This window comes from Lentzea sp. NPDC004789 (genome assembly GCF_053601075.1).
Map to the genome: position 1 here is coordinate 350,373 of NZ_JBSGBE010000004.1, position 23,078 is coordinate 373,450.

A 23,078-nucleotide genomic window follows, 5' to 3' on the forward strand; every position below is an offset into this window, starting at 1 on the left:
GGGTGCAGGGTGGCTCGCATGAGCATGCGTGCTGGTCTCTGGACCGGGCTACCGGACCTCGACGCGGCGGAGCACAAGTACCAGGTCGTCGCGTGCGAGGCGGATGTGGACACGTTGATCGGCCTGCTGGGCAGGCCCGAGTGCAACGACGGATCGCTCGACCACTTCGGCAGGCCGCTGACCGCCGAGGGCGATCCGGACCACAACGTCGTGCTCGCCGTGCGGGGCGGGTGGGGCTACATGTACTACGTCGACAACACCTTCATGGGCTGGCCGAAGGGTTCGCCGGAAGCGCCGTACGTCAACGAGAAGTACACCGACTTCCCGCCCGGCGTCGGCGTGCCGCTCGACCTGTACCGGCAGCTGCTGATCGAGTTCATGACGACCGGTGAACGCCCGACCGGCGTGGACTGGTACTGCGAGGCCGATCTCTTCCACTCGTGGCGCGACCAGCAGATGTCCCTGCGCACCGGCGAAAACCGCTGACTCTCAGCTGACGGCTGGTTCAATGGCCTCATGAAGGCCGTGGTGATCGGTGGGGGAATCGCCGGCTTGCTCGCCGCTCGGGTGCTGACCGAGACGTGCGACGACGTGGTGGTCCTGGAACGGGACAGGCTGTCGGACCGGCCCGAACCTCGGGCAGGGGTGCCGCAGGGCAGGCACGTGCACGGGTTGCTCGTGCGCGGCGGCGAGATCATGGAGGGATTGTTCCCGGGTTTGTACGACGAGCTCGTGCAGGCCGGAGCGCACCTGATGGACGCGGGCGAGATGCGTATCCTCAACCCGCTCGGGTGGGTGGCCTCGACGCGGACCGGTCTGCCGCTGCTGGTGGCGAGCAGGCCGTTGCTGGAGACGCATCTCCGGCGCCGCGTGACCGCGAAGATCGTGGACGGCGTGCACGTCACCGGACTGTCGTTCCGGGGGTCCACTGTGGACGGAGTGCGGACGCGGGACGGCCGGGTCGACGCCGATCTGGTGGTGGACGCGTCGGGCCGTTCGTCGAAGCTGCCCGCCTGGCTGGCGGAGGCGGGGATCACGGTGCCGGAGCCGGCCGTCGTCGACTCGCGGACGGGCTACGCGACCAGGCTCTACACGGCGCCGCCGGAGGTTCCGGTCGTGGTCGCCGAGTCGCTGGCCGCGCCGCACACCCCGCGCGGGGGCATCGTGATGCGCGTCGAAGGCGACCGGATGATGGTCACGGCCCAGGGAGCCGGTGGTGATCATCCGCCGCGGGACCCCGAGGGGTTCGGGCGGTTCCTGGACTCGTTGCGCGGGCCCATCGCCGAGATGCTCGCCGACGCCGAACCCGTCACGCCCGTGTACCTGTTCGCGCGGACGGCCAGCCGCCGCAACGCGTTCGAGCGGACGCCGGGGTGGCCGGCCGGGCTGGTCGCGGTCGGTGACGCGGTCTGCGTGTTCAACCCCGTGTACGGGCAGGGCATGACGGTCGCCGCGATGGCCGCGCTGTTGTTCCGGCGGCACGGAGACTTCAGCGCCAAGGGGTGCCGGGAGTTCCAGCGCAAGGTCGCGAAGACGGCGAAGGGCGCGTGGGCGCTGTCCAGCGGTGCCGACCAGGGCTGGGCGGAGGGGCACCACGCGCCCAGCCCGGTCGAGCGTGTTTTCGGCTGGTACCTGAAGAAGTGGCAGGCGGCCCTGGTGCACGACCAGGACGTCTTCCGGCGGTTCCTGCGCGTCGTGCACCTGGTGGACTCGCCTGCCGCGCTCATGAACCCGGTCGTGTTCAGAAGGCTGGCAAAGTACTCCAGGCAAGGCCGGCGTCCGGGGCGTCGTCGCGCAGGATCGAACCCTCGATGAGGCCGTACGGGCGGTCCGCCGCGTAGAACACCTCGTTGTCGTTCTCCAGGCCGAACGCGCTCAGGTCCACCAGGAAGTGGTGCTTGTTCGGCATGGAGAGCCGTACCTCGGCGACCTCCTGCCGGGACTGCAGCACGGCCTCGCCCATCGCGTACAGCGTCTGCTGCAACGACAGGGAGTGCTTGTCCGCGAACGTCTTCAGCATGATCGACCGGATCTCGGCGAACGACTTCGCCCAGTCCACGTCCGTGCCGACGTAGCGCCAGCGGGCCGTCACCGACGTCGCGAGAATGCGGTCGTTCGTCTCCTTCAACGTCGTGTACGGGTCCTTGGGGTAGCCGTGGAACTCCGACCCGGTGGACTTCAGCACCACGAGGTCGCGCACGCCGGAGACGACCCACGCCTGCGAGCCCTCGATCGTCACGGCTGTCGTGCGCTTCTCGTTCGAACCTTGCACGAACGAGTGGTCGTGGCCGTCGATGCGGTTCCACGAGTGCTCGTCGATCAGGATGCGCGCACCCGTGATCGCCTCCTGCGAGGAGACGAAGTGCCGGCCCAGCCGCAGCGCGAAGTCCTCGATCTCCCCGACCGGCGCTTGTTTGGCGAACGCGTAGACGGTGTTCTTCTGCGTGTCGGTGGCGAGCACCTTCGCGTTGTCACCGGTGAGGTGCGTGTCGGCGAGATCTCCGCGCAGCGACGTGCTGACCGTGAGGTCCTTGATCGTGTGCACGGAACCGTTGCGCGACACCGTGACGAGGCGGTTCTCCGCCTTCCCGTACTGGTTCGGGCCCAGGACGATGGCCATGTTGTTCAGCTCCCGATCAGCTTCTGCAGCCGCAAGGCGGCGATCTTCGCGAGTTCGTCGTTCACGACGCGGAGCTCGACGTCCGGCGGGTTGTCCATGCGACTGGACAGGTTGTCGAGCATCTCCGCACCGCTCAGGCCGGTCGCGCACACCAGGTAGATGTGCCCGAACCGATCCTCGTACGCGGCGTTCGCAGCCGCCAGGCGATCAGCCTGACTGCTGTCCACACCGGACTGTTCGGACCGCGACCACTTCGCCGACACCCCACCTGTCTTCTGTCGTTCACCGATGCGCGGGTGCCCGGCGATGGCGCCGAGCACCTCCTCGTCGGAAAGTCCTTGTGCGGCAACGGAAGAAGCCGCGAGGAGTGCATCCATCGACGCGTAGGGCCTGCCTGCCACCATCGCGTCGACCCAGCGGGGTACCGCGAGGCACTCGGTGAGCAGAGGTCGGAGTTCGTCCTCCGGGGCGCTGTTGAAGCTGTCCACGGCTCTCCAAGTTTCTGTATCGCGGAAACTAACTTCCACATTCTTGACCGCATCCAAGTGAGATGTCTAGTGTCTCCGTAGAGCGAAATTGAACTTCCGCAATATGAAATTTCGGGTGGAAGGTAGCCGTACGATGTTCGACGCAAACCTGTCCATGCTCTTCACCGAGCTGCCGTTGCTGGAACGCCCGGCCGCCGCGCGGGCCGCCGGGTTCGACGCGGTCGAGATCTGGTGGCCGTTCACCGATGCCGTACCCCAGACGCGGGAGATCGAGGCGTTCGAACGTGCGGTCGTGGACGCGCAGGTGCGCCTGGTCGGCCTCAACCTCTACGCGGGTGACATGCCGGCGGGCGACCGCGGCCTGGCGAGCTGGCCTGGCCGCGAGGCGGAGTTCCGGGCGAACGTCGAGGTCACCGTCGCCATCGCGGCACGGCTCGGCTGCCGCACGCTCAACGCGTTGCACGGCAACTTCGAGACGACCGCGCAGACCGTCGCCAACTACCGCTTCGCCGCCGACGTCGCGGCGGAGATCGGCGCGCAGATCGTGATCGAACCGCTGAGCGGCGCGCCGAAGTACCCGATCAGGACCGCCCACCAGGCGTTCGAGCTCATCGACGAGATCGACCGCGGCAACGTGAAGCTGCTCGCGGACCTCTACCACCTCGCCACGAACGGCGACGACCTCGGCACCCTCGCCGACCACGCCGACCGCATCGGTCACGTGCAGATCGCCGACGCTCCCGGACGCGGTGAGCCGGGCACCGGCGAGCTCGACCTCTTCGGGCACCTCGCGAAGCTCCGCGCCAACGGCTACTCGGGCTTCGTGGGCGCCGAGTACAAGCCCGTCACCCACTCCTTCGCTTGGAGGGATCACGCATGACCCGCATCGGATTCATCGGACTCGGCATCATGGGCAGCCCGATGGCGGCCCACCTCGTAGCCGCCGGGCACGACGTGATGGGCTTCGACCTCAGCTCCGCTTCACTGGAGAAGCTCGTCGCCGACGGTGGCAAGGCCGCTGCGAGCGCACAGGAGGCGGTGAGCGGCGCCGAGGTCGTCATCACGATGCTGCCGGACCACCCGCAGGTCGAGGCGGTCGTCGACGAGGTGACGTTCGACGACGCCACCCTGCTGATCGACATGAGCACGATCCGGCCGTCCACGTCGATCGAGATCGCGCGGAAGCTGACGAACGTCCGGGTGCTCGACGCGCCCGTGTCCGGCGGGCAGACCGGTGCGGTCCAGGCGTCGCTGAGCATCATGGTCGGCGGCGAGGAGGCCGACTTCGCGGCCGCGCGGCCGTTCCTGGGGGTCGTCGGCAAGACGATCGTCCACGTCGGACCGCACGGCGCCGGTCAGGTCGTGAAGGCCGCGAACCAGCTGATGGTCGGCGGCATCTACGCCCTGGTCGCCGAGTCGATCGTGCTGCTGGAGGCGTCCGGCGTCGACCCCAAGGCGGGCCTGGACGTGCTCGCCGGGGGTCTCGCGGCCAACCGGATCCTGGACCTGAAGCGCGAGACGATGATCGCGCGCGAGTTCCAGCCCGGTTTCCGGATCGACCTGCACCACAAGGACATGGGCATCGCACTCGACGCGGCGCGGGCCGCCGACGTCGCGCTGCCGGTCACCAACCAGATCGCCGCGCTGGTCGCGGCGGCACGCGCGCAGGGTTACGGGTCGCTCGACCACTCCGCGCTGCTCAAGGTCATCGAGAACTTCGCGGGAAGGGCCTGACACATGCCGAAGATCCCCGTCATGCAGGCGGTCGTCGAGGTGCTGAAGTCCGAGGGCATCGACACCGTGTTCGGCTGTCCGGGCGCCGCGATCCTGCCGCTGTACAAGGCGATGGAGCAGGACGGCACCATCGAGCACCTCATCGTGCGGCACGAGGAGGGGGCCACGCACATGGCCGACGGCTGGTCGCGCACGACCGGCAACGTCGGTGTCGCGATCGGCACCTCGGGTCCGGCCGGCACGAACATGATCACCGGTCTGTACACCGCGCAGGCCGACTCGGTGCCGATCCTGTGCATCACCGGCCAGGCCGCGGTGTCGAAGCTGCACCAGGAGGCGTTCCAGGCCGTCGACATCGTCTCGATCGCCGCGCCCGTCACGAAGTGGGCGGTGCAGGTCAAGGAAGCCGCGCAGATGCCGTGGATCTTCCGCGAGGCGTTCCGGATCGCCCGCTCCGGCCGGCCGGGACCGGTGCTGATCGACCTGCCGATCGACGTGCAGAAGCAGGAGATCGAGTGGGATTCGAGCATCGACGAACCGCTGCCGGTGCTGAAGAACGCGCCTTCCGACGCCCGTGTCGAACGCGCGCTGGAGATGCTGCTGGCCGCCGAACGCCCGCTGCTGCTGGCCGGTGGCGGTGTCATCCTCGGTGAGGCGTCCGCCGAGCTGCTGGAGCTGGCCGAGTTCCTGCAGATCCCGATCCAGGCCACGTTGATGGGCAAGGGCGCGATCGACGAGGACCACCCGTTGTACGCGGGCATGACCGGCATCCAGACCTCGCAGCGGTACGGCAACGCGTCGTTCCTGGAGTCGGACCTGGTGCTGGCGCTGGGCGCGCGGTTCGGCGACCGGCACACCGGTGACCTCGCCACCTACCGCGGCTCGCGCAGGTTCATCCACGTCGACGTCGAGCCGACCCAGATCGGCAAGGTGTTCGGGCCGGACCTCGGGATCGTCGCGGACACCAAGCTCTTCCTGAAGGCCCTGCTGGACAAGGCGAAGCAGCACGGGCCTCGGGAGAAGGGCGGCTGGGTCGAACGGTGCCAGGAGCTCAAGCGGACGCTGTTGCGGCGCGAGGACTTCGACACCGTGCCGGTCAAGGCGCCGCGGGTGTTCAAGGAGATCAACGAGTTCTACGGCCCGGACACCTACTTCGTCACGGCCATCGGGCTCTACCAGATCTGGTCCGGGCAGCACCAGAAGGCGCACAAGCCGCGCCACTACCAGGTGTGCGGCCAGGCCGGTCCGCTCGGCTGGGAGATCCCGGCGGCCATCGGGGTCAAGAAGGCGCTGAAGAAGTCGCAGGCGGACGCCGAGGTGGTCGGCATCGTCGGCGACTACTCGTTCCAGTTCCTGGTGGAGGAGCTCGCGGTCGGCGCCCAGTACGACGTGCCGTTCGTGCTGATCATGCTGAACAACGAGTACCTGGGCCTGATCCGGATGGCCGAGGACCACGGTGGCTACGACATGAAGTACGAGGTCGACATCCACTACGACACCACGGGCTCGGACAACGTCAAGATCATGGAGGCCTACGGCTGCTCGGGCATCCGCGTGGTCGATCCCGGCGAGATCCGCACCTCTCTCGAATGGGCCCGCAAGGAAGCCGACCGCACGCAACGCCCGGTGCTCGTGGAGATCATGATCGAGCGCGAGGGCAACACCGCGAACGGCACCTCCATCGCCGCCATGCGGGAATTCGAGCCGGTCCCGTGACGCTGTCTGACGGCACGCGGGGACCCTCCGTCCTCCAGGAGAGTACGAAAGCTCCCCGCGTACTCATCGCGCCGGACAAGTTCAAGGGGTCGCTGACCGCCCCGCAGGTCGCTGCCGCCGTCGCGCGCGGCCTGCGGGAGGCGGCCCCGGACGTGGACGTGCGCCTCCTCCCGGTGGCCGACGGCGGTGACGGCACGGTCGACGCCGCCGTCGCCGCCGGGTTCGTGAAGGTGGGGCGCTGGGTCACCGGACCGGTCGGCAGGCCGGTGCCCGCGTCGTTCGCCGTCCGCGGCACGACCGCCGTGGTCGAGGTGGCGTCGGCGGCCGGGCTGACGTTGCTCGACACGCCCGCGCCGCTCGACGCGACCAGCCACGGCGTCGGCGAGCTGCTGAAGGCCGCGCTGGACGTCGGCTGCACCACGATCGTGCTCGGGCTGGGCGGCAGCGCGTGCACGGACGGCGGCGCGGGCATGCTCGAAGCGCTGAACGGGACGTCGTTCGACGGCGTCGACCTGGTGCTGGCCTCCGACGTGGACAACCCGCTGCTCGGGCCCACGGGCGCGGCCGCGGTCTACGGGCCGCAGAAGGGCGCCTCACCGGAGGAGGTCGAGATCCTCGAAGCCCGGCTGGAGGCCTTCGCCGCACGGGTGGGCCCGCAGCACGCGGGACGGCCGGGAGCGGGTGCGGCGGGCGGGATCGGGTTCGCCGCGCTCGCGGTGCTGGGTGCGCGGTTCCGGCCGGGCATCGAGGTGGTGCTGGAGCTGGCCGGGTTCGCCGAGGCCGTGGCGGACGCGGCGTTGGTGATCACCGGCGAAGGGTCGCTGGACGCGCAGACCCGGCACGGCAAGGCGCCGTTCGGCGTGGTCAGGGCCTCCGGGGACGTGCCGGTGGTCGCGGTGGCCGGTCAGTGCTCGGTCGCTCCCGGCGATCTCGGGCTCAAGGCCGTCTACGCGCTGCTGGACGTCGAACCGGACGTCACGAGGTGCATGGCGCGGGCTGAGTCGCTCCTCACCGAACTCGGCGGTCGCATCGCCCGCGACTGGATGTCAGAGTGAGCGGCATGGACCTGGTCTTCCGCGCCCGCAGAGTGATCACCCCGCAGGGCGAGATCGCGTGTGACGTCGGTGTCGTCGACGGCCGGATCGTCGCCGTCGAGCCGTTCATCGACTCGCCGAACGTCGTGCACCTCGCGGACGACGAGGTGCTGCTGCCCGGCCTGGTCGACACGCACGTGCACGTCAACGACCCCGGCCGCAGCGAGTGGGAGGGCTTCGAGACGGCGACCCGCGCGGCCGCCGCCGGTGGCGTCACGACGATCATCGACATGCCGTTGAACAGCATCCCGCCGACGGTCGAGCCGGGCGCGCTGGAGATCAAGCGCAAGGCGGCCGCGAACGTGTCGGTGGACGTCGGGTTCTGGGGCGGCATCGTGCCCGGCAACCTGGAGGACCTGAAGCCGCTGCACGAGGCCGGGGTCTTCGGCTTCAAGTGCTTCCTGCTGCACTCGGGCGTCGACGAGTTCCCGGCCGTGACGAAGGCCGAGCTCGAAGCGGCACTACGAGAGTTGGCGACGCTCGACGCGTTGACGATCGTGCACGCCGAGGACGCGCACACCGTCCGCGAGTCGGAACCGGACTACGCGGGGTTCCTGGCCTCCCGTCCGCGCGAGGCCGAGAACCGGGCGATCAGCGACGTCGTCGAGCTGACCCGCAGGACCGGTGCCCGCACGCACATCCTGCACCTGTCGTCGTCGGACGCGCTGTCGATCCTGGAGGCGGCCAAGCGGGAGAGCCTGCCGATCAGCGCGGAGACCTGCCCGCACTACCTCACGTTCACCGCCGAGGAGATCCACGACGGGCAGACGGAGTTCAAGTGCTGCCCGCCGATCCGCGAGGCGGAGAACCGCGAGGCGCTGTGGCAGGGCCTGCGCGAGGGCGTCATCGACCTCGTCGTCAGCGACCACTCGCCGAGCACGGCCGAGCTGAAGGCGGGCGACTTCGCCACGGCGTGGGGCGGCATCGCGTCGTTGCAGCTCGGGCTGCCCGCGGTGTGGACGGGGGCGCGGGAACGCGGCTTCCACCTCACCGACGTCGTCCGCTGGATGGCCGCGCACCCGGCGCGTCAGGTCGGGCTGGAGACCAAGGGCGCCATCGAGGCCGGCAAGGACGCGGACCTCGTCGTGTTCGCGCCGGACGAGACGTTCGTGGTGGACAAGAACGCACTCCACCACCGCAACCCGGTCACGCCGTACCACGGACGGACGCTGCACGGCGTCGTGCGGCAGACGTGGTTGCGCGGCAAGGAGATCGGTCAGACGCAGGGCAAGTTGCTACGCAGAGGAGAAGCATGACGGAGTGGACCCGGCTGCCCGATCTCGCCTCACGCGCGGTCGGTGGCGGTGTGGTGTGGGCGAACGACGAGCTGTTCGCCGAGCGGGAGAACCTGATCAAGCCCGCCGAGCCGGTCTACCAGACCTACACCTTCGGCCACAAAGGACAGATCTACGACGGCTGGGAGACCAGGCGCCGTCGTGAGGCAGGCGTGGACCAGGCGGTGATCCGGCTCGGCCTGCCCGGTGTGGTGCGCGGGATCGTCGTCGACACGGCGTTCTTCAAGGGCAACTACCCGCCGTTCTGCTGGGTCGAGGGCGCCCACGTCGACGGCTACCCGGACGCCGGCGAGATCACCGAGTGGTTCCCGCTGGTCGAACGTTCGGCGCTGAAGGGCGACGACAAGCACTTCTTCGACGTGCGCGAGGGGCGCCGCGTCACGCACGTCAGGCTCACCATCGACCCGGACGGCGGCGTCGCCCGGTTGCGCGTGCACGGCGAACCGGTGGCCGACCCGCGGTTGCTCGTTTCCGGCATCGACCTGGCCGCGCTGGAGAACGGCGCGGTCGTGACCGGGTGCAGCAACATGTTCTACAGCTCGCCCAACAACCTCATCGCCCCTGGTCAGGCCACGGTCATGGGTGAGGGCTGGGAGACCGCGCGCCGGCGTGACGACGGCAACGACTGGGTGTCCGTCCGGCTCGCCGCGCCCGGTGAGGTGAGGCTGGTCGAGCTCGACACCAGTCACTTCAAGGGCAACGCGCCGGGCTGGGCGTCGGTGCGCGGCTGCGACGAGCGCACGGATCCGGACGCGTGGTTCGACGTGCTCCCGCGCACCAGGCTGCAGCCCGACACACGGCACCGGTTCGTCGTGGACGCCGTCGAGGCGACACAGGTTCGGCTCGACATCTACCCCGACGGCGGCATGGCGAGACTCCGCGTGATCGGGACTCCCACGGGTGATGGCTTCGCGCACCTGCGGACGACCTGGGAGAACACCACGAGCTGATTTCGGTTGCACGACAACGGCTGGATTCTTCTCATATCTCCGGCCGTTGTCGGCCTCACACGGTCGTGGGAGCGTTCCCGCATGCGACCGATGACGCGTGCCCTCGGAGCCGCGCTGACGAGTTCCGCCTTGATCCTGGGCGCCGCGCCGCTCGCGTTCGCGGCTGCGGGGCACTCGATCGGCTGGAAGCCGTGTGCCGAAGCGCCGACGGTCGATTGCGGCTTCTTGACGTTGCCGATCGATTACTCGAAGCCGGACGGTGAGAAGTTCCAGCTGGCCGTGTCGCGCCGCAAGGCGAACGACCCGTCCCGGCGCGTCGGCGCACTGGTGGTCAACCCCGGCGGACCGGGTACTTCGGGCGTCGACTTCTCGTTCGAGGCGGACCAGTACTTCAGCGAGGAGATCGTCGACAGGTTCGACGTCATCGGGTTCGACCCGCGCGGCGTCGCGCGCAGTCAGCCGATCAAGTGCTCGGCCGGGGCGGTGGTGGGTTCGCACACGGACACCCCGGCGAACGTGGCCGAGTACGACGAGATGGTCGCCTACAACAGGGCGCTGAACGAGGACTGCCGCAAGCACTCCGGGTCGATCTTCGACCACGCCTCGTCGGTGGAGGCCGCGGACGACATCGACTCGATCCGCCGCGCGCTGGGCGAGCAGAAGATCAACTTCTACGGCGTCTCGTACGGGACGATCATGGGTCAGCGGTACGCCGAACGGTACGGCCGCAACCTCCGCGCCATGGTCATCGACTCGAACATGGACCCCGGCCTCGATGCGTGGCGGTTGATGGAGACCGAGGCGCGCGGTGCGGAGGAGGTGTTCGGCGAGTGGATCAAGTGGAACGACCGCACGCCCTCCTCGCCGTTGCACGGCAAGGATCTGCGCGCGATCTGGCGGGACCTGCTCGCCAGGGCGGCCAGGGGTGAGCTGAAGGACCCGCGGACCGGTTCCGTGATTCCCGCCAAGCGCCTCGGCACCCGCGTCGTGAACCTGAGCCACATCCCGGCGTGGCGGGCGCTCGCCGACTACGTGGCGACGCTCGTCCAGGGCGTGCCGGCGTCCGTCGCCTCGTTCGCCGAGGACGACACGATCGAGTACCCGTTCCAGGGCCTCGTCTGCAACGACTACGACCAGCGGATCAGCTCGTTCGCCGAGTCCCGGGCCTTGAACGACATGGAGAACCGCGTCGCGCCGGACACCGTCGGCTCGCTCTTCGGGCACAGCACCGTGATGGGCTGCGCCGGGCTGCCGAAGGCCACGACCCCGCGACACCCGCTGAACATCAGGCACGCGCCGAAGATCCTGGTGACCAACGCGAAGTACGACCCGGCGACGGTCCACGAGTGGGCGGCCAACGTGCACCGGCAGGCTCGTGGCGCCACCGTGCTCGTCACCTACGAGGGCTGGGGCCACGGTGTCTACCGCCGCAGCGACTGCACGACGAGGATCAACGACGACTACCTGGTCTCGCTCAAGCTGCCGCGCGACGGCACCACGTGTGCCGCGGTCGAGCCCACCGAGTGACCCTTCGGTCGTTGTGGGCCAAAGGTAGCAACTGATCGTGGTTGTACGACTACAGGCTGATTCTTCTCCCTACCTCGGTTGGTTGTCTGCGTCACACGATCGGTGGAAGCGTTCCCTCCTGCAAGATCGGGGATCTAGGGAGGAAATCCATGCAACCGATGGTGCGCGCCTTCGGGGCCGCGCTCGCGAGTTCTGCATTGATCTTGGGTGTCAGCCAGGTCGCGACCGCGGCTCCGGACGAGCAGGCGGAGTTCAAGGTCGGCGCGATCGACTGGAAGCCGTGTGCCGAGATGCCGACGGTCGACTGCGGCTTCTTGACGCTGCCGATCGACTACGCCAAGCCGAACGGGGAGAAGTTCCAGCTGGCCGTCTCGCGCCGCAAGGCGAACGACCAGGCGAACCGGATCGGCGCCATGGTCATCAACCCCGGTGGCCCTGGTGGTTCCGGCGTCGACTTCTCGTTCGGCGCCGACCGCTACTTCAGCAAGGAGATCGTCGACAAGTTCGACGTCATCGGCTTCGACCCGCGCGGTGTCGCGCGCAGCCAGCCGATCAAGTGCTCGGCCGACCTGCTGCAGAAGCAGCCCTCGACGTACCCGAAGACGGTCGCCGAGTACGACCAGCTGGTCGCGTTCAACAAGGAGCTGCGCGCGGACTGCCGCCAGCAGTCCGGCGCGATCTTCGACCACGCCTCGACCTACGACGTCGCGAACGACATCGACTCGATCCGCCGGGCCCTGGGCGAGAAGAAGATCAACTACTACGGCGTCTCGTACGGCACGATCATGGGCCAGCACTACGCGGCGCAGTACGGCAAGAACATCCGCGCCATGATCATCGACTCGAACATGGACCACAGCCTCGGCACCTGGAAGTTCCTCGAGACCGAGGCGCGCGGTGCGCAGGACATGTTCAACGAGTGGGTCAAGTGGAACGACCGCACGCCGGCCTCCCCGCTGCACGGCAAGGACGTGCGCAAGATCTGGAAGGACCTGCTCGCCAAGGCGGCCCGCGGTGAGCTGACCTACCCCGACGGCTCCAAGATGACGCCGGAGGACCTCGGCTCGATGGTGGTCGGCATGGGCTACGGGCCCGCGTTCGCGCCGTTCGCCCAGCGGGTCAAGGACCTGAGCGAGGGTGCCCCGGTGGCCGCGCGCGCGTTCGCGCCGGGTGAGACGTTCGAGAACCCGTTCCCGGGCATCTTCTGCAGCGACTACAACCTGCGCGTCAGCTCGTGGGGCGAGTACCAGGCGTTGAACGCCATGGAGAACCACGTCGCGCCGGACACTCTCGGCTCGTCGATCGGCCACGGCGCGATGATGGGTTGCATCGGGTTCCCGAAGGCCACGAACCCGCAGCGGCCGCTGAACATCAAGCACGCGCCGAAGATCCTCATGACCAACTCCGCGCACGACACGGCGACGGTCTACGAGTGGGCGGTCAACGCCCATCGGCAGACGCGTGACACCACCGTCTTCGTCACCTACGAAGGCTGGGGCCACGGTGTCTACGACCGCAGCGAGTGCACGCTGAAGATCAACAACGAGTACCTGGTGTCGCTCAAGCTGCCGCGCAGCGGCACCACGTGCGCCCCGGTCGAGCCGTCGGTGCAGGAGGCCGGGGTGCTGTCGGCCAAGCCGAACGTGCCGGCCGGTCCGTTCTGAGCGCTTTCGCTCGATGACTACACCCCCGGTGCATCTGCCGGGGGTGTAGTCCGTTCATGAACCCGGAAGGGTGAGATTTCGTACTACTCGGTGTCACCACGTGGACGCGGTGAGGTGGCCGAAAGGCGCCCGTGAACCACGCGAAACGTGGACGTAACAAGCTCTGGTCGACAGTTCACCTCCGCGAAACGTTCCACGTAAGTGGGGGAAACAGGACCTCTCGATGCTCCCTGCAACCGACGTGCAGTGGAGGTCGACGTGAACACAGGTGACACGGCCTGGGTGCTGATCAGCGCGGCGCTGGTCATGCTCATGACGCCGGGCCTGGCCTTCTTCTACGGGGGCATGGTCCGTTCCAAGAGCGTCCTGAACATGCTCATGATGAGCTTCATTTCCCTGGCCGTGGTCAGCGTCCTCTGGGTGCTGTACGGCTACAGCCTGGCGTTCGGCAACGACATCGGTGCCGGCCTGCTGGGCGGATTCGGCAACATCGGGCTGAAGGGCGTGATCGGGCAGCTCACCGGCCCCGAAGGCCACCAGACCCCGGTGCTCGCGTTCGTGATGTTCCAGCTGATGTTCGCGATCATCACGCCCGCCCTGATCTCCGGCGCGATCGCCGACCGCGCGAAGTTCTGGGGCTGGACGCTGTTCATCGGCCTCTGGGTCACGATCGTCTACTTCCCGGTGGCGCACTGGGTGTTCGCGTTCTCCAGCGCGGACGGCTCGACGGTCGGTGGCTGGATCGCCAACAACCTCAAGGCGCTCGACTTCGCCGGTGGTACCGCGGTCCACATCAACGCCGGTGCCGCGGGTCTCGCCGTCGCGCTCGTGCTCGGCAAGCGCAAGGGCTGGCCGAAGGAGCCGATGCGGCCGCACAACCTGCCGTTCGTGCTGCTCGGTGCCGCTCTGCTGTGGTTCGGCTGGTACGGCTTCAACGCCGGTTCGGCGCTGGCCGCCAACGAGACCGCCGCTGTCGCGTTCACCACGACCACCGTCGCCACCGCCGCCGCCGTCCTCGGCTGGCTGCTCGTCGAGCAGTTCCGCGACGGCAAGCCCACCACCCTGGGTGCCGCGTCCGGTGCCGTCGCCGGTCTCGTCGCCATCACCCCGGCCTGTGCGTTCGTCAGCCCGCTCGGTGCCATCGCGATCGGCGTCATCGCCGGTGCGCTGTGCAGCCTCGCCGTCGGCCTCAAGTTCCGCTTCGGCTTCGACGACTCGCTCGACGTCGTCGGTGTCCACCTCGTCGGTGGTCTCGTCGGTACGCTCCTGATCGGCTTCTTCGGCACCACCAGCGTCAACTCGGCCGGCGCGGACGGCCTGTTCTACGGCGGCGGGTTCAGCCAGCTCGGCAAGCAGGCGGTCGCGGCCTTCGCGGTGCTCGGGTTCTCGTTCGTCCTCACGTTCATCATCGCGTTCGTGGTGAACAAGACGGTCGGCTTCCGCGCCACCGAAGAAGCTGAGGTCGCCGGTATCGACGAGGCGGAGCACGCCGAGTCGGCCTACGAGTTCGGCGCGTTCTCCAGCGCTCGCGGTGCGAACAAGGGCAGTGTGACCGCGGGTGCGACCGCGGTTCTCGAGGGGAGCAACAAGTCATGAAGCTGGTCACCGCGATCATCAAGCCGTTCACGCTCGACGACGTGAAGGGCGCCCTGGAACAGCTCGGGGTGCTGGGCATGACCGTCAGCGAGGTGCAGGGCTACGGCCGCCAGAAGGGCCACACCGAGGTCTACCGCGGTGCCGAGTACTCCGTGGACTTCGTGCCCAAGATCAAGGTCGAGGTCGTCGTGGACGACACCGCCGTCGAGAAGGTGCTGGAAGCGGTCGTCGAGGCCGCCCGCACCGGCAAGATCGGCGACGGCAAGGTCTGGGTCACCCCGGTCGACGCGGTCGTGCGGGTGCGCACGGGCGAACGCGGATCGGATGCCCTGTAAAAACTGAGGAGACGGTCCGTGGAGAACAACGAAACGGCCGTCGTCACGGCTGACGACCTGGTGCGAGCGCGCGAACGGCTGCTCGCGCCAGGTCGTCGTCGCTTGACCGCCGAACCTCTGCGCGAAGCACTCGTGGACCTGCACGAGTTCTGGTTGACCAAACACGCGGGGGGAGCGGGGATATCCGGATCGGGTATCGCGCTCGTGGCGGTCGGCGGGCTGGGGCGGCGTGAGCTCGTGCCCTACTCCGACCTCGATCTGGTGCTGGTGCACAACGGCCTCAAGAACATCGACGAGATCGCCGAGAAGCTCTGGTACCCGCTGTGGAACTCCGGCATCGGGCTCGACCACTCGGTCCGCACGGTCGGTGAGGCGCTCCGGGTGGCCGCCGGTGACCTGCGGACGGCGCTGGGACTGCTGGACATCCGGCACATCGCGGGCGACCAGGAGGTCACCCAGAAGCTCGCGGAAGGCGCGAAGCAGGCGTGGCGCGGCAACGTGCGCAACCGCCTGGACGAGATCTCCGAGTCGTCGCAGAAGCGCTGGGCCCGCAGCGGCGAGATCGCCCACCGCGTCGAACCCGACCTGAAGCACGGTCGCGGCGGCCTGCGCGACCTCACGATCCTGGACGCGCTGTCGCTGGCGCAGCTCGTGGACAGACCTTCCGCGGATGTCCACGAGGCCCGCAAGCTGCTGCTCGACGTGCGCACCGAACTTCGCCGTGTCGCGCGCAAACCGCGTGACGTGCTGCGGGCGCAGGACGGTGACGAGGTCGCCTCCGCACTGGGGCTGGCGGACCGGTTCGCGTTGGCCCGCTCGCTCTCCTCTGCCGCACGGACGGTCGTCTACGCGTTCGACGTGGCGGTGCGCGCGGCTCGTGCGGCCGCGCCGAAACGCGGGCTCGGGGCGTTCCTGCGCGGGCAGCCGCCGCGCCGGCCGTTGGACGAAGGCGTTGTGCTGCACGGGTCTGAGGTCTCTCTGGCCCGTGACGCGATTCCCAGCCGTGATCCCGCGTTGTTGTTGCGCGTGGCCACGGCGGCGGCTCGCAGCAAGCATCCGATCGCGTCGGGCACGCTGACCCGGCTCGCGGACTCGGCGCCGGAGCTGCGCCAGCCGTGGCCGCGCGAGGCCCGCGAGGAGCTGCTCGCGTTGCTGGGCAGCGGAAGCGGGCTCGTGGACGTCGTGGAAGCGTTGGACCGCACGGGGTTGTGGGGCCGGCTGTTCCCCGAGTGGGGAGCTGTGCGCGATCTCCCGCCGCGCGACGCCGCGCACATGTGGACGGTCGACCGGCATCTGGTGCAGACGGTCGCGCACGCCGCACGGCTCGCGACCACGGTGTCGCGGCCCGATCTGTTGCTGCTGGGCGCGTTGGTCCACGACATCGGAAAGGGCCGGCTGCAGGACCACTCCGAGGTCGGTGCCGCGCTCGCGACCCAGATCGGCGAGCGGATCGGGTTGTGGCCGCAGGACGTCGAGACGTTGTACATGATGGTCCGGCACCACCTCCTGTTGCCGCACACCGCGACCCGGCGTGACGTCGAGGACCCCGCGACCGTGCACCGGGTGGTGGAGACGCTCGGCGGCGACGCGGTCCTGCTGGAGCTGCTGTACGCGCTGGCCGAGGCGGACTCCCTCGCGACCGGGCCGGGCGTGTGGACGGACTGGAAGGCCTCGCTGCTGGCCGATCTGGTCGCCCGCTGCCGCACCGCGATGGCCGGGGACGCGTTGCCCAAACCGGAACCGCTCGACCCGGCGCACGTGGCGATGGCGGAACGCGTTGCGGCGTCCGGGAAACCGGAGGTGCTGCTGGAGAAGCAGGACCACGCGGCGATCGTGACGGTGCTCGCGCCGGACCTGCCCGGCCTGTTGTCCAGGGCCGCGGGTGTGCTCGCGTTGAACTCGCTGGAGGTCCACGCGGCGACGTTGCGCTCGCACGGTGGCGCGACGGTGGACGCGTTCACCGTGTCACCGCGGTTCGGTTCGCTGCCGGACGCGGCGCTGCTGCGCGAACAGCTGTCCAGGGCGATCGAGGGCTCGTTGCCGCTGGCCGAGAAGCTCGCCGCGAAGGAACGCGACTACGGCGGCCCGCCGCAGGACCCGCCGCCCGCGAAGGTGCTGTGGTTCGACGACGAGGCGACCGGTGCCGTGGTGCTGGAGCTGCGCGCGGCCGACCGCATCGGGCTGCTGCACCGGGTGGCCGGCGCGTTGGAGCAGTGCGGTGTCGACGTGCGGTGGGCACGCGTGTCCACGTTGGGCGCCACGGTCGTCGACTCGTTCAGCTTCACCGCGACCGAACTGGACCGGAAGCGGATCGAACGGGCCGTGCTGGAGGCGGCCAGGTAGCGGTTGAGTAGCACTACGCACAACCTCTCCGGGTGCTCACGCTCCTCTCGGGATTCGGAACCCTGCAGTCTTGTGGGTGTCCGGAAAGCGTCCTCGAGGGGTGGAGCACTTTCCGGACGGGTGGACCCGGCCGGAGCAGGCTGGTGGTGAGAAGTTCGCGGCGTCGGGGGAGGCACCGTGCAATCGCGCCACCAGCTGCTCCGGCCGGCGTTCTACCCCCGTCGGTCGTCCGGTACTGAGCTGTGCATTTCGTCATAAATCGGACCAAACTGAACGAGAGGGAAGGTCAACACGTCTTCTAGGACATGACCGCCGTGTTGAACACGCAGACCGCTGTCGTCCGAGTGCGGCCACGCTCGCTCGTCGTCCTCGCCGGGATCCCCGGTGCGGGCAAGACGACGCTGCTGGGCCGCCTGGCCGCGGACGAGCCGGTCACCATGCTCGACTCGGACCAGGTGCGCCTGTGGCTGGAGCCGCGCGTGCGGCTGCCGTACCGGTACTGGCGGGTCTTCGTGCACCTCGCCCATCGGCTCCGCGTGTTCTGGGCCGCGCTGTTCAGCCGGGGCCTGCTGGTCGTGCACGAGCCGTCCACCCGTCCCGGCACCCGGTTCATGCTCCTGGTCGCGGGACTGCTGGCGAGGCGTCCCCGTCACTTCCTGTGGCTGGACGCCTCGGCCGCCCAGGCCCTCGACGGCCAGATAGCCCGCCGCCGCGTGGTCCGCGTGCACGCGTTCGAACGCCACGTCCGGCGGGGTTCCTCGATGCGTTCCCGCTTCGAGGCGGGCTGGGTGCCCTTCGGCTTCGGCGGCGTGACGCTGCTCACCCGTGCGGGAACGTCGGGTGGTCTGCGCATCATGGTGTCGTGATCAAGGCCGTCCTCTTCGACTTCGCGGGCACCCTGTTCGGGCGCCCCACCTACCCGTGGCTGTCCCCGCAGCACCTCTCGGTGCTGCGCGCTCCCGCTCCGTACATCGCCCGCATGAACGCCGCCGAGCGCGCGGTGTGGGAGGCGCGGGACCTGACGGCGCTCGCGAACCGGTCGGCCTACTGGACGCTGTTCCGGCTGGCGGGGCTGACGATGACCGACGAGGTGTTCCAGCGCCTGCACAACCCGGCGTTCTGGCTGCCCTACCCCGACACGGCCGCGGCCCTGTCGGTCGCGCGGCCGTTGAAGGTCGGGGTGCTCAGCAACATCTCGTGGGACATCCGCGGCGTCTTCGCGCGCGAGTCCCTGGCGGTGGACGCCTTCGCGCTGTCGTTCGAGATCGGGGTGTCGAAGCCGTCCGCCCGCGCGTTCGAGGCGGCCTGCGTGCGGCTCGACATCGCGCCGGACGAGTGCCTCCACGTCGGCGACGACCCGGTCGCCGACGGTGCCGCGGTCAGGGCCGGGCTGAGGTTCGCGCAGATCTCGACGGCCCCGGTGGGACGTCGTGGGCCGGTGCTGCTGGAGGCCCTGGCGAGCCACGGGATCGGCTGACGGCGCGGTTGGCTAGTCTGGGAGGCGTGTTCTCCACGCTTTCCGACCGGCTGACCACGGTTCTCCAGGGCCTTCGCGGCAAGGGGCGGCTCAGCGACGCCGACATCGACGCCACCGCGCGCGAGATCAGGGTCGCCCTGCTCGAGGCCGACGTCGCGCTGCCCGTTGTGCGCGGCTTCATCGCCAAGGTGAAGGAACGCGCCAAGGGCGCCGAGGTCCACCAGGCGCTGAACCCGGCGCAGCAGGTCGTGAAGATCGTCAACGAGGAGCTCGTCAACGTCCTCGGCGGCGAGACGCGCCGGCTCAACCTGGCGAAGAACCCGCCGTCGGTGATCATGCTGGCGGGTCTGCAGGGTGCCGGTAAGACGACGCTCGCGGGCAAGCTCGCCAAGTGGCTGAAGGGGCAGGGGCACACGCCGTTGCTCGTCGCGGCCGACCTGCAGCGCCCCAACGCGGTGACGCAGCTCCAGGTCGTCGGTGAGCGCGCGGGCGTGCCCGTGTTCGCTCCCGAGCCCGGCAACGGCGTCGGCGACCCGGTCGCGGTGTCGCGCCGCGGTGTCGAGGAAGCCAAGGCGAAGCAGCACGACATCGTCCTCGTCGACACGGCCGGCCGGCTGGGCGTCGACGAGGAGATGATGAAGCAGGCCGTCGACATCCGGGCCGCGGTCAACCCGGACGAGGTCCTGTTCGTGGTCGACGCGATGGTCGGTCAGGACGCGGTCAACACGGCCACGGCGTTCCGCGACGGCGTCGGCTTCACCGGCGTGGTGCTGACCAAGCTCGACGGCGACGCCCGCGGTGGTGCCGCGCTGTCGGTCCGCGAGGTCACCGGCCAGCCGATCCTCTTCGCGTCCAACGGCGAGAAGCTCGAGGACTTCGACGTCTTCCACCCCGACCGGATGGCCTCGCGCATCCTCGGCATGGGTGACGTCCTCACGCTGATCGAGCAGGCCGAGCAGCACTTCGACCAGCAGCAGGCCGAGAAGGCCGCGCAGAAGCTGCACTCCGGCCAGTTGACGCTCGAGGACTTCCTGGAGCAGATGCTCGCCATCCGCAAGATGGGCCCGATCGCGAACCTGCTCGGCATGCTGCCCGGCGCCGGGCAGATGAAGGACCAGCTCGCGATGCTGGACGAGAAGCACCTCGACCGCATCCAGGCGATCATCCGCGGCATGACCCCGGCGGAGCGCGACGACCCCAAGATCATCAACGCCTCCCGCCGGTTGCGCATCGCGAACGGTTCGGGCGTCAAGGTCAGCGACGTCAACGACCTGGTCAACCGCTTCTTCGAGGCCCGCAAGATGATGGCGTCGATGGCCGGCCGGATGGGCTTCGGCGGCGGTGGCGGCAGCAAGAACCGCAAGGGCAAGAAGGGGAAGAAGGGCAAGGGCGGACGCGGCCCGACGCCGCCGAAGATCAAGGGCGGCTTCCCCGGCATGTTCCCCGGTGGCATGCCCGGCCTGCCGCCCGGCGCCGGTCAGCTGCCTCCCGGTCTCGACGGCGGCGGCCTGAACGACCTGCCGCCCGGCTTCGACCCGACGAAGTTCAAGTTCGACAAGTGACCATGCACCTGCGCGGTGTCGTCCTGCCGGACGGTGAACCGCGAGACCTGTGGGTCGTCAACGGCCGCGTCCGCACCCAGCCGGTGCCGGGCGCCACGACCGTCGTCGACGGCGGGTTCCTGGTACCGGGCCTGGTCGACGCGCACTGCCACGTCGGCCTGGGCGAGCACGGCGCCGTCGAGCTGCCGGAAGCCGTCGACCAGGCGATCACCGACCGCGACACGGGCACGTTGCTGATCCGCGACTGCGGTTCACCGATCGACACCACGCCGTTGCAGGAACGTCTCGACCTGCCGCGGATCATCCGCGCGGGCCGGCACATCGCCCGGCCCAAGCGCTACCTCCCGCACCTCGGCGTCGAGATCGAGTCGGACCTCGCCTCGGCGGTGGCCGAGCAGGCCGCGTACGGCGACGGCTGGGTGAAGCTCGTCGGCGACTGGATCGACCGCGGCGTGGGCGATCTCGCTCCACTGTGGACGGACGAGGAGCTGGCCGCCGCGATCAAGGTCGCCCACGACGCCGGCGCCCGCGTGACGGCCCACGTGTTCGGCGAGGACGCGTTGCCCGGCCTGATCAACGCGGGCATCGACTGCATCGAGCACGGCACCGGCCTGACCGACGACACGATCGCGCTGATGGCCGAGCGGGGCACCGCGCTGGTGCCGACGCTGATCAACATCGAGACGTTCCCCGGCATCGCGGACAGGGCCGGCAAGTACCCCGTGTACGCCGACCACATGCGCGACCTGCACGCCCGCGTCTCGACCACGGTGGCGTCGGCGATCGAGGCGGGCGTACCGGTCTACGCGGGCACGGACGCGGGCGGCGGCATCAGGCACGGCCGCATCGTCGACGAGATCGTCTCCCTGTACCGCGTGGGCATGAGCGCGGCCGACGCCATCGGCGCCGCGTCGTGGCACGCCCGTTCGTGGCTCGGCTTCCCGTCGCTGGTGGAAGGCGCGGCCGCGGACATCGTGGTCTACGACGAGGACCCCCGCCTCGACCTCGACGTCCTGCGGTCGCCGCGCATGATCATGCTCAGGGGCCGGATCCACTAGCCCTCGAAGTCGGCCATCGCGCCGACCTGGTACGAGCCGCCCTTCTGGTGCGTGATCACGGCCATCCGGTTGGCCGCGTTGATGAGCCCGACCAGGCACACCAGCGCGGCGGTCTCCTCGTCGTCGAAGTGCTTGCGCAGGTTCTCCCAGGTGTCGTCGCTGACGCTGACGCTCTGGGTGCCCTCCTCGGCGAACGCGAGCGCGGCCTGCTCGGCCTCGGTGAACACGGTGGTCTCGCGCCACCCGGCCACCAGGTGCAGCCGCATCGGGTCCTCACCGGCCGCGACGGCCTCCTTGACGTGCATGTCGAGGCAGAACCCGCACCCGTTGAGCTGGCTGGCCCGCAGGCTGACCAGTTCGATGACGGTCTTCGGCAACGGCGACTGGTGGAGCACGGTGTTGAGCCCCGCGAACCGCTTCGCGAGCTTGTTGCCGGTCTGGGTGGCGAACAGGTCGATGCGCATGGCGTTCTCCCTCGTGGTTTGACTCGAACGACCACGAGATGCCGCTGCTTCCGGCTTTGTGACTGTGACTCAGCCCACTGTCACAGATCGCGGCGAACTGGTGTCTTGTGGCCATGGACGCCGCTACCGACACGTTCGTCAGCCACCGCAACCTGCTCTTCACGATCGCCTACGAGATGCTCGGCTCCGCCGCCGACGCCGAGGACGTGCTGCAGGAGACGTGGCTGAAGTGGTCCGGCGTGGACCACGCGGACGTCGAGAACCACCGCGCCTACCTGGTCCGCATCGTGACCCGTCAGTCCCTGGGCCGCCTGCGCACCCTGGGTCGCCGCAAGGAGTCCTACGTCGGCTCGTGGCTCCCCGAGCCGCTGCTCACCGCCCCCGACGTCGCGGAGGACGTCGAACTCGCGGACAGCGTCTCGATGGCCGTGATGCTCGTCCTGGAAACCCTCACCCCGACCGAACGCGCCGTGTTCGTCCTGCGCGAAGTCTTCGGCCTCGACTACGACGAAATCGCCGCGGCAGTGGACAAAACCCCCGCGGCCGTTCGCCAGATCGCCCACCGCGCCCGCTCCCACGTCGCCGCCCGCCGCCCGCGCGAGGTGGTGACGCAGGCCGAGTCCCGCGAAGCCCTCGCCGCCTTCCAGCGGGCCACCGAAACCGGCGACCTGCAGGCGTTGCTCGACCTCCTCGCGCCGGACGTCGTGTTCCTCGGCGACGGCGGCGGCGTGAAACAGGCCGTGCCGCGCCCGGTCGTCGGCGCGACGAAGGTGGCGCGCATGCTGCTCGGCGGCCTGACCAGGGTGGCCGGCTGGGCGATGGAGCCGACGCAGGTCAACGGCTACCCGGCGTTGGTGTTCACGTTCGAGGGCGAGCTGGACACGGTGATCGCGGTGCGGATCGACGACGGGATGATCAGCGGGCTCTACGCGGTGCGCAACCCCGAGAAGCTGACGCACATGGGACGGGTGACGACGCTGCGCCGCTGAGGCCGCCTGCGCTGCCGGGTTGCCTGGGGGTGCAGCTCAGTGCAACGTCGGCCCGATCGGTTCGTGGACCCGCGGCCGTCACCGCCCAGGCCGCAGTCCCGAACCGGTCTGTTTCCGCTTTGCCGTCACACCGCGGAACTGGCCCCGCCACCACCCCGCGCAACGG

The 23,078-nt window shown here is 69.3% G+C and carries 21 protein-coding genes; 18 read left to right on the plus strand and 3 right to left on the minus strand.

What is annotated here, in order from left to right; translation table 11 throughout:
- Positions 1-18 precede the first annotated feature (18 nt).
- Positions 19-486: an Imm1 family immunity protein gene (locus ACWEIJ_RS12135; RefSeq protein WP_449837183.1), complete on the plus strand. Its 468-nt coding sequence runs from the start codon at positions 19-21 to the stop codon at positions 484-486.
- Positions 487-516: 30 nt separating this feature from the next.
- Positions 517-1,815 carry an FAD-dependent oxidoreductase gene (locus ACWEIJ_RS12140; protein WP_449837184.1) on the plus strand — a complete coding sequence of 433 codons (1,299 nt, stop codon included), beginning with the start codon at positions 517-519 and terminating at the stop codon, positions 1,813-1,815.
- On the opposite strand, the gene pucL is transcribed toward ACWEIJ_RS12140, so the two are convergent.
- Together pucL and uraD are read right to left on the minus strand one after the other, a co-directional pair.
- Positions 1,742-2,620 (minus strand): factor-independent urate hydroxylase, encoded by an 879-nt coding sequence (pucL, locus tag ACWEIJ_RS12145; protein ID WP_449837185.1) that lies wholly within the window; start codon positions 2,618-2,620, stop codon positions 1,742-1,744. The two genes, ACWEIJ_RS12140 and pucL, sit on opposite strands and share 74 nt — an antisense overlap.
- A 5-nt stretch (positions 2,621-2,625) precedes the next feature.
- A complete protein-coding gene (gene uraD, locus ACWEIJ_RS12150) occupies positions 2,626-3,147 on the minus strand; it encodes a 2-oxo-4-hydroxy-4-carboxy-5-ureidoimidazoline decarboxylase (RefSeq protein WP_449837186.1) in 522 nt (173 codons plus the stop codon).
- Between the two features lie 94 nt (positions 3,148-3,241).
- Between uraD and ACWEIJ_RS12155 the strand changes: the two genes are divergently transcribed.
- The 15 genes from ACWEIJ_RS12155 to ACWEIJ_RS12225 all read left to right on the plus strand — a co-directional run bounded on the left by ACWEIJ_RS12155 (position 3,242) and on the right by ACWEIJ_RS12225 (position 21,459).
- Positions 3,242-3,988 carry a hydroxypyruvate isomerase family protein gene (locus tag ACWEIJ_RS12155; protein WP_449837187.1) on the plus strand — a complete coding sequence of 249 codons (747 nt, stop codon included), beginning with the start codon at positions 3,242-3,244 and terminating at the stop codon, positions 3,986-3,988.
- Entirely contained in the window at positions 3,985-4,842 is an 858-nt protein-coding gene (locus ACWEIJ_RS12160) for an NAD(P)-dependent oxidoreductase (protein ID WP_449837188.1), read from the plus strand. The genes ACWEIJ_RS12155 and ACWEIJ_RS12160 overlap by 4 nt, the downstream gene beginning before the upstream one ends.
- Before the next feature lie 3 nt (positions 4,843-4,845).
- Positions 4,846-6,558 carry a glyoxylate carboligase gene (gene gcl / locus ACWEIJ_RS12165; RefSeq protein ID WP_449837189.1) on the plus strand — a complete coding sequence of 571 codons (1,713 nt, stop codon included), beginning with the start codon at positions 4,846-4,848 and terminating at the stop codon, positions 6,556-6,558.
- A 2-nt stretch (positions 6,559-6,560) separates the two neighbouring features.
- Positions 6,561-7,613, plus strand: coding sequence for a glycerate kinase family protein (locus ACWEIJ_RS12170; RefSeq protein WP_449837340.1), 1,053 nt, complete (start codon positions 6,561-6,563; stop codon positions 7,611-7,613).
- Positions 7,614-7,618: 5 nt separating this feature from the next.
- Positions 7,619-8,908 carry an allantoinase AllB gene (allB, locus tag ACWEIJ_RS12175; protein ID WP_449837190.1) on the plus strand — a complete coding sequence of 430 codons (1,290 nt, stop codon included), beginning with the start codon at positions 7,619-7,621 and terminating at the stop codon, positions 8,906-8,908.
- Positions 8,905-9,897 (plus strand): allantoicase, encoded by a 993-nt coding sequence (gene alc, locus ACWEIJ_RS12180; RefSeq protein ID WP_449837191.1) that lies wholly within the window; start codon positions 8,905-8,907, stop codon positions 9,895-9,897. Before allB ends, alc begins: the two co-directional genes overlap by 4 nt.
- Before the next feature lie 90 nt (positions 9,898-9,987).
- Positions 9,988-11,424 (plus strand): alpha/beta hydrolase, encoded by a 1,437-nt coding sequence (locus tag ACWEIJ_RS12185; RefSeq protein ID WP_449837192.1) that lies wholly within the window; start codon positions 9,988-9,990, stop codon positions 11,422-11,424.
- Between the two features lie 149 nt (positions 11,425-11,573).
- Positions 11,574-13,088, plus strand: a complete 1,515-nt coding sequence (locus ACWEIJ_RS12190; protein ID WP_449837193.1) for an alpha/beta fold hydrolase — start codon at positions 11,574-11,576, stop codon at positions 13,086-13,088.
- A 306-nt stretch (positions 13,089-13,394) separates the two neighbouring features.
- Entirely contained in the window at positions 13,395-14,684 is a 1,290-nt protein-coding gene (locus ACWEIJ_RS12195; protein ID WP_449837341.1) for an ammonium transporter, read from the plus strand.
- Positions 14,681-15,019 carry a P-II family nitrogen regulator gene (locus ACWEIJ_RS12200; RefSeq protein ID WP_355444499.1) on the plus strand — a complete coding sequence of 113 codons (339 nt, stop codon included), beginning with the start codon at positions 14,681-14,683 and terminating at the stop codon, positions 15,017-15,019. Before ACWEIJ_RS12195 ends, ACWEIJ_RS12200 begins: the two co-directional genes overlap by 4 nt.
- An 18-nt stretch (positions 15,020-15,037) precedes the next feature.
- Positions 15,038-17,362: a [protein-PII] uridylyltransferase gene (locus tag ACWEIJ_RS12205; protein ID WP_449837194.1), complete on the plus strand. Its 2,325-nt coding sequence runs from the start codon at positions 15,038-15,040 to the stop codon at positions 17,360-17,362.
- A 305-nt stretch (positions 17,363-17,667) separates the two neighbouring features.
- On the plus strand, positions 17,668-18,228 hold the full coding sequence (locus tag ACWEIJ_RS12210; protein WP_449837195.1) for an AAA family ATPase: 561 nt from the start codon (positions 17,668-17,670) through the stop codon (positions 18,226-18,228).
- Positions 18,225-18,839, plus strand: coding sequence for an HAD family hydrolase (locus ACWEIJ_RS12215; protein WP_449837196.1), 615 nt, complete (start codon positions 18,225-18,227; stop codon positions 18,837-18,839). The genes ACWEIJ_RS12210 and ACWEIJ_RS12215 overlap by 4 nt, the downstream gene beginning before the upstream one ends.
- 26 nt (positions 18,840-18,865) lie before the next feature.
- Entirely contained in the window at positions 18,866-20,401 is a 1,536-nt protein-coding gene (ffh, locus tag ACWEIJ_RS12220; protein ID WP_449837197.1) for a signal recognition particle protein, read from the plus strand.
- A gap of 2 nt (positions 20,402-20,403) precedes the next feature.
- Positions 20,404-21,459, plus strand: coding sequence for an amidohydrolase family protein (locus tag ACWEIJ_RS12225; RefSeq protein WP_449837342.1), 1,056 nt, complete (start codon positions 20,404-20,406; stop codon positions 21,457-21,459).
- On the opposite strand, the gene ACWEIJ_RS12230 is transcribed toward ACWEIJ_RS12225, so the two are convergent.
- Positions 21,456-21,923: a carboxymuconolactone decarboxylase family protein gene (locus ACWEIJ_RS12230; protein WP_449837198.1), complete on the minus strand. Its 468-nt coding sequence runs from the start codon at positions 21,921-21,923 to the stop codon at positions 21,456-21,458. The genes ACWEIJ_RS12225 and ACWEIJ_RS12230 overlap by 4 nt on opposite strands.
- Positions 21,924-22,036: 113 nt before the next feature.
- Between ACWEIJ_RS12230 and ACWEIJ_RS12235 the strand changes: the two genes are divergently transcribed.
- Positions 22,037-22,912 (plus strand): RNA polymerase sigma-70 factor, encoded by an 876-nt coding sequence (locus ACWEIJ_RS12235; protein WP_449837199.1) that lies wholly within the window; start codon positions 22,037-22,039, stop codon positions 22,910-22,912.
- Positions 22,913-23,078 lie beyond the last annotated feature (166 nt).